The sequence below is a fragment of the Rhodococcus sp. KBW08 genome (genome assembly GCF_003852455.1).
GTDB classification, from domain to species: domain Bacteria; phylum Actinomycetota; class Actinomycetes; order Mycobacteriales; family Mycobacteriaceae; genus Rhodococcus_F; species Rhodococcus_F baikonurensis.
Genome location: NZ_QAJJ01000023.1, coordinates 39,112 through 45,111, shown reverse-complemented (window position 1 = coordinate 45,111; position 6,000 = coordinate 39,112). Strand labels below are relative to the sequence as shown.

General features: G+C 60.9%; 7 protein-coding genes and 1 pseudogene. 7 read left to right on the top strand and 1 reads right to left on the bottom strand.

Going from position 1 to position 6,000, the window contains the following annotated elements:
- From DBV08_RS32630 to DBV08_RS32455, 5 genes and pseudogenes are all read left to right on the top strand, one after another.
- Window positions 1-305: pseudogene (locus DBV08_RS32630) on the top strand (oxidoreductase); the annotation flags it as partial.
- 361 nt (window positions 306-666) lie between these two features.
- Complete coding sequence (locus DBV08_RS28115; RefSeq protein ID WP_124569580.1) at window positions 667-1,785, top strand: hypothetical protein; 1,119 nt, start codon at window positions 667-669, stop codon at window positions 1,783-1,785.
- Between the two features lie 218 nt (window positions 1,786-2,003).
- Window positions 2,004-2,717, top strand: coding sequence for a FadR/GntR family transcriptional regulator (locus DBV08_RS28110; RefSeq protein ID WP_124569579.1), 714 nt, complete (start codon window positions 2,004-2,006; stop codon window positions 2,715-2,717).
- A gap of 48 nt (window positions 2,718-2,765) precedes the next feature.
- On the top strand, window positions 2,766-4,001 hold the full coding sequence (locus tag DBV08_RS28105) for an MFS transporter (protein WP_124569578.1): 1,236 nt from the start codon (window positions 2,766-2,768) through the stop codon (window positions 3,999-4,001).
- A 260-nt stretch (window positions 4,002-4,261) separates the two neighbouring features.
- Window positions 4,262-4,408 carry a hypothetical protein gene (locus tag DBV08_RS32455; protein ID WP_172436650.1) on the top strand — a complete coding sequence of 49 codons (147 nt, stop codon included), beginning with the start codon at window positions 4,262-4,264 and terminating at the stop codon, window positions 4,406-4,408.
- Between the two features lie 5 nt (window positions 4,409-4,413).
- Here DBV08_RS32455 and DBV08_RS28100 read toward each other — a convergent pair whose 3' ends face one another.
- A complete protein-coding gene (locus tag DBV08_RS28100; RefSeq protein ID WP_221621625.1) occupies window positions 4,414-5,070 on the bottom strand; it encodes an alpha-ketoglutarate-dependent dioxygenase AlkB in 657 nt (218 codons plus the stop codon).
- 94 nt (window positions 5,071-5,164) lie between these two features.
- On the opposite strand from DBV08_RS28100, the gene DBV08_RS28095 reads away from it, so the two are divergent.
- Window positions 5,165-5,509, top strand: coding sequence for a helix-turn-helix transcriptional regulator (locus DBV08_RS28095; RefSeq protein WP_029256427.1), 345 nt, complete (start codon window positions 5,165-5,167; stop codon window positions 5,507-5,509).
- Window positions 5,510-5,511: 2 nt separating this feature from the next.
- Window positions 5,512-5,994, top strand: a complete 483-nt coding sequence (locus tag DBV08_RS28090; protein ID WP_095971994.1) for an SRPBCC family protein — start codon at window positions 5,512-5,514, stop codon at window positions 5,992-5,994.
- Window positions 5,995-6,000: the final 6 nt, after the last annotated feature.

The following is a 6,000-nucleotide window of genomic DNA, read 5'->3' as shown; positions in this document are numbered from 1 at the left end:
ACTCGATCATCGACGACGGTAACGCGGTCCTGTCAGTAGTCGACGTAGACCTACTCGCCCGATCTATCCTCGAGCTGTCGATAGAACACCAATTTCGCTACGGCTCAACACTTCACGTCAACGATCCTGCCCCACGGACAGTCATCGACCTTCTCGAGCATCATGCGCGGGAGACCAACTGGACTGTGCCCCAGAGCTCTATCCCCCGCGCCGACGCAGTGAAAGCTGCTGCCCAGCTGGGTCTCGACATGCACAAGATAGACATGATCAGTCTCGATCACTGGTTTCGGTCGAGACTGTACTGATGACACAAAGGTTGCTCTCGCCAAAACAACTGCCTCCCAGACTTTTCAGTTCTCATTCGGGATCATCCTGCGCAATGAGCAGGACCTATTGCGCTGTCACTACAGACGAACAGTGCGAGCTCTGATGGACGAAAACCATGGCTGCACAACGACGGCAACGGTCGTGCTCACCACAAGTGGCGGCGTTCCGCGACTGGCAGCGGCCTGGCGTTCCCATCCGTCCACTTTCGTCACCGAATGCAGCGTGTGACGATCTACTTCGTGACGGCGAACGGTCCAGTGCGCCGACACCACGGGGAGCAAGTCTTCCGTCTCGCCGACCTCAGCTACCGTGACCTGAACCAGAAAAACGGGAGATCAGATGCTCACTGCGGAATCTTTGCTGTCGGGACCGCGCGGGCGCAGGATGCTGCTCGCGTACGCGATCGACGCCGAACGCACCCTGCGGCCGGAGCCAGGCGACGGTGTGTTCCGCATCAGCGCTCACCGGGCGGCTTATCACCTCGATGTCGGGCAAGGAACCACCCGAGTGTTGTTCGGCCCGGGCGCCGAAGAGGCCCGTCAGACCATAGTCACCGCCGAGGACGTGGCGCGCAGCCTCTCGGAAATATCGCTTCCCGACGTCACCGCCGTCGATCTACGCTCCGCCCTCGCTGAAGCCGTCGATGCGGCACGCTACTGGCAGGAGCCCGACGGAGAAGACGTCCTCGTCGCCACCGCGGTGGTGCGAGACGAGCTTCGACGCGTCGCCGAGCACATCGCCGGATCCGAACACGCGCAGTGGTGGAGCACCTCGCTTGCCGCGTCTGACCAATGGTCGATCATGAGCCGAGGTGACGACTCTCCGGGCACAGGCGAAGTGCCTGCTGCGCAACGACTCCTCAGCGAGTGGCGCACGAGCACCCTGGAATCGGAAGCAAGAGCTGAACGTGACCGCCCGGTGGATCCTGAAGCGAACTGGTCAGGCTATTGGTGGTCTAATCCACCCACTCAGTGTTCGACGAGGGCTCTGCTCGACGGAACTCCGGCGGGCTTGTGGTTCGTCGAAGACAGCATGGGATGGGAACGGTCCGTCGTGCGGGCATTGCGGCCGCCGAATGGCGCACGCATCTACGAGATCGACGGTGCACAAGCCTGGTCAGACCTGTGCAGACAGTTCCCGCTCGAGGTCACCGCAGAAACGCGGCAGGTTTGGTACCGGACGACCGGTCGATCAGGCAGGTGGGTAATCCCCGATTGGATGCAGGTCGCGGAAAGTTTTGAGGGAGTGCACCTCACCGTGACGGGGTACCTGGCGGCGGCAGGAACCGCGATCGACGTCGATGCCGACACGGCGAGCGTCATCGCGGGCTGGGCACCCGACGAAACATACTGGTTCACCGATGCTGCCACCTACATCTCCGAGCCATCTGTTTGGGTGCTGCACTCCGGCATGGAGGTGGCAGACCAACCCGCTTGGACGCTGGAATCACAACAATGACGCCATGCGTGAGGGTCTGCTAGGCATCGGATTTCGCGAGTCACCGATCGCAGTTGCCCTCCGAGACGGGGCAACTGCCCCGTGCACGGTCGGCAGGAGTACATACGTGCACGCAGAGCACGCAGAATCAGGTCCCAGCCCAGGCCCATCGAACCCCAGTGCCATACATCACAAAGGTAAACCTATCCACAAACAACCAAATGTCCTACATTTGACTCATGCCGGATTTCCGTATCGCACCCACCGCTCGCAATGTCCCCCTGTCAGTCCAGATCGCGGAACAACTGCGGTCCCAGATCACTTCTGGCAACTGGAAATTAGGGGAGGGGATCCCCGGCGAGCATCAACTTGTCGAAATGACCGGCGCGAGCCGCAATACAGTCCGGGAGGCCATTCGCGGCCTCGTCCATGCCGGACTCCTGGAAGCGCGCCCGGGAGACGGAACCTACGTCTGCGCGAGCTCAGAACTCGAAATTGCACTTCAAAGACGTGCAGCGGCGGAGAACGTGCTCGAAATCTTCGAAGCCCGTGAAGCTTTGGAGCTCTACGCCGCCCGACTCGCTGCCGAACGAGCCCTGCCCGAAGACATCGACCGCATGACTCGGGCTTTGGATCGCCGAGACGCTGAGCCCGACGTCGCCAAATCCGTCGAACACGACCTCGACTTCCACCTGGAGATGTTCGCAGCGAGCGGGAACCAACTGATCACGGACATCTACCGCAGCCTCGATCGCTCCGACACCATGAGCATCCCACAAGGCAAGTCCGACAAGGAGACTCGACAACTATTCATCGAGCCTTGGACCGACGACGACCCACACCGGCAGCTGCTGGCGGCCATCCGTGATCGCGATCCGGACGGCGCAGCCGCCGCAGTGGTCCGACTGATGGATCACAGCCGATCCCTCTTCCTTCGAAACACGCCGAAATAGTTGAAACACAAGACATTCAGACACAGATGACCCCAGGAGAGTGCACCTATGGCCAACGTCGTCCCCGACACCGAACACGTGGCATCTACCCCGAGCGCGATACCGCTAATGCGCCGCGGCCTCGTTATCGCCGGCATTCTTCTCATCGCGGCCAATCTTCGAGCCGCAATCACGGTCGTCGGCCCGCTACTCGGTGAGGTACGCGCCGACCTCGAGATTTCGTCGACAACAGCATCAGCATTGATCAGCCTTCCACTGCTGTGCTTTGCAGTATTCTCCCCCGTCGCCCCCATGATCGCAGCTCGATGGGGAATGGAACCGACACTCGCAGCAGCACTCGGCACCCTCGCCGTGGCCATCGTGATCCGCTCTGTTCCGTGGATGCCTGCGCTGTGGATCGGCACCATCGCGCTCGGCATGTCCATCGCGACGATGAACGTTCTACTGCCGGCACTCCTCAAACGAGATTTCCCGACCGAAGCCGGTCGTCTGACCGGAATATTCTCGGCGATCTCTGCAGCAGTCGCCGCGACCGCATCCGGGCTCGCCGTGCCGATCGCCGGTCTCACCGATCATGGATGGCGGATCGCATTCGGAATCTGGGCAGCCATGGCCGTCATAGGATTTGGGGTCTTTCTTCCCCAACTTCGCCGACGCACGCTTCCGAAACACGATCACGCTGCGGCCCTCGACCCCCATCCGGGCGGCCACAGCTCACCGTGGCGCTCCGCACTCGGATGGCAGATCACAATGTTCATGGGGGTCCAATCTCTCTTCTTCTACACAGCCCTGACATGGTGGCCCACCATCGAAGAATCACACGGAACAACCGCTGCCACCGCCGGACTGCACCAAGGCATCATGCAAATATTCTCGATCGCCGGCAGCCTCCTCACAGCCGTGCTCCTGCACAAACTGCCCAAGGATCAGAGAGGTGCGGTGCTGGGGCTGGCGGCAGTCGCCGCGGCGGCAGTCCTCGGCCAACTTCTCCTCCCCTCCTGGGCCCTGCTGTGGAATGCATTCCTCGGCATCGGTATCGGCGGATCGATCGTCATTGCCTTGTCCTTCTTCGCACTACGCACTGTCAATCACGGTCAAGCAGCGGCACTCTCGGGAATGGCACAGTCCGTCGGATACCTTCTGGCGGCCACTGGTCCCCTGGTTTTCGGTGCACTGCACGATGCCGTTGATTCCTGGACGGCTCCCCTGATCGCATTGCTACTGCTGCTCGCTGTGCAACTCGTCTTCGGCTCCCTCGCCGGCCGCAACAGGACACTGGAATAAGCGAACCACTGTCGTCTCGAATCAACCCACCAATCTCTCCCCAGATCCGCGGCGCGACCCAAGATCCGAATGCCGTTGCGCGACAGCAGCATTCTCCTTGTGCCTTCGGCTCGGTGAGCGAGGCTCGGCTGCGTGGGGAACCTGCGCCGCTGCCGACCGCGAACGCTTCTTCGTCGATGCCGGGCGTCGAACCCGATGCCTGACCGAATGTCCACCCACAAAGAGCCGACGGATCGGAATCGGAAGTCGATAATGAGGGCATGAACGAGATAGAACCCCACCGCCTCGAACGAGAACGCCGGCGCACGCTGCCAACTCCGCCGTCGACCGAGTTGGTCGAGATGGTCGGGGACGGACCTTCGAGCGCCGACTTCGACCCTGCTGCACCAGTGGCACAGCAGGGGTGAGGAAGTCACGACATTCCGGTATCCCGCAGGGTGATGTTCAGCCGCCCGGACGGCAGACCGATGTCGGGGCTTGCACTTCCGGCGATAACTTTCGGCACTCCGTGATACGCGAACCGAGACTCTCCACCGAACACGAACAGATCACCCGAATGGAGTTCGACGTCGCTGTACGGCTTATTTCGATTCTCGGAATTACCGAACCGAAAGACACAACTCTGGCCGACGCTCAGTGAGACGACGGGAGCGTCGCAACGCTCGTCCTTGTCCTGGTGCATGCCCATCCGAGCGCCCTCCTCGTAGAAATTGATCAGGGCAGTGTCCGGCGTGTATCTCTCCCCCGCAGTCGAGTCACCGTAGGCAGAGGCGACTGCGGTGCGGCCGAGGTCGACGAGCCAGTCAGGTACCGCTGCAACGGGCGCACCGTTCACGTCGTCGGCGGTGCGGGTGTATTTATACGGCTGCCAATGCCAACCGAGACAGACCGTCTGCACCGACATCTTGTGCCCACCAGGGACAACAGCCGAACGCATCGGAACAGGGGCGGTCGCCCAACGTCGGCACTCGGCCACCAATCTGCGCTGTTGTTCGATGCTGAGCCAATCCGGAACGAGAATCGCCCCCGGCGCCACCTCCATACGTGGCCGAGGAATCAGAGCGTTCATGAATTCCACGCTAATCGGTTTCGAAGCATTGACACCCTCCGCATGGGCTCGTATCGTAATCAACAGATTGGTTGATAAAGGAGATGGTTGACAAGTGATCGTGGATCCAGGGGCAGACGAGCGTCTCGACAAGGCGTTCATGGCACTCGCCGACCCGGTACGACGGCGGATCATCGCCCGTCTGAGCACCGGCCCCCACACGGTCAACGAGTTGGCCGAGCCGTTCGAGATCACCAAACAGGCAGTCTCCAAACATATTCAGGTACTCGAAGCCGCGGGTCTGGTCACTCGCAGCCGCGAAGCCCAGCGGCGGCCGGTACATCTCAACGCCGCAACTCTCGAGGCTTTGACCGCCTGGATCGACCGCTATCGACTGATCCACGAACAACAGTTCCGCAAGCTCGATCACCTACTCAGCACCACACAGAAGGAGACTTAGCCATGGCTACCACCAATCCCGTCACCATCACGGCTCCTGAGGGCGTGCCGTACATCGACATCACCCGTGAGTTCGACGCACCCGTCAGTGCCGTCTTCGCAGCTCATTCGAATCCCGAACTGGTCAAGCAGTGGCTCGGCCCCAACGGATACGAGATGGAGATCGACGAATACGAGTTCGTGAGCGGCGGTCGATACAAGTACGTCCATCGCAACCCCGAGGGCGAAGAGTTCCGGTTCAACGGTGTGTTTCACGTTGTTCGCGAAAACGACTTTGCCATCCAGACCTTCGAATACGAGGGATTCCCCGACATCGTCAGCATCGAATCGATCACGTTCGAGGATCTGGGCAACGGACGCACCCGCCTCTCCGGTCATTCCGTATATCCGAGCCTCGAAGCGCGAGACGGAATGATCGAGAGCAATATGGAGCTCGGTGTCACCGAAGGTTACGAACGCCTGGACAAGATCGTCGCGCAACTCTGACCACCT

Excerpts from the sequence above, each read along its gene's own strand:
- DBV08_RS28110 (WP_124569579.1), top strand. The coding sequence starts at position 2,004 with ATGCCGGATTTCCGTATCGCACCCACCGCTCGCAATGTCCCCCTGTCA.
- DBV08_RS32455 (WP_172436650.1), top strand. The coding sequence starts at position 4,262 with ATGAACGAGATAGAACCCCACCGCCTCGAACGAGAACGCCGGCGCACG.
- DBV08_RS28100 (WP_221621625.1), bottom strand. The coding sequence starts at position 5,070 with ATGAACGCTCTGATTCCTCGGCCACGTATGGAGGTGGCGCCGGGGGCG.
- DBV08_RS28090 (WP_095971994.1), top strand. The coding sequence starts at position 5,512 with ATGGCTACCACCAATCCCGTCACCATCACGGCTCCTGAGGGCGTGCCG.
- DBV08_RS28115 (WP_124569580.1), top strand. The coding sequence starts at position 667 with ATGCTCACTGCGGAATCTTTGCTGTCGGGACCGCGCGGGCGCAGGATG.
- DBV08_RS28105 (WP_124569578.1), top strand. The coding sequence starts at position 2,766 with ATGGCCAACGTCGTCCCCGACACCGAACACGTGGCATCTACCCCGAGC.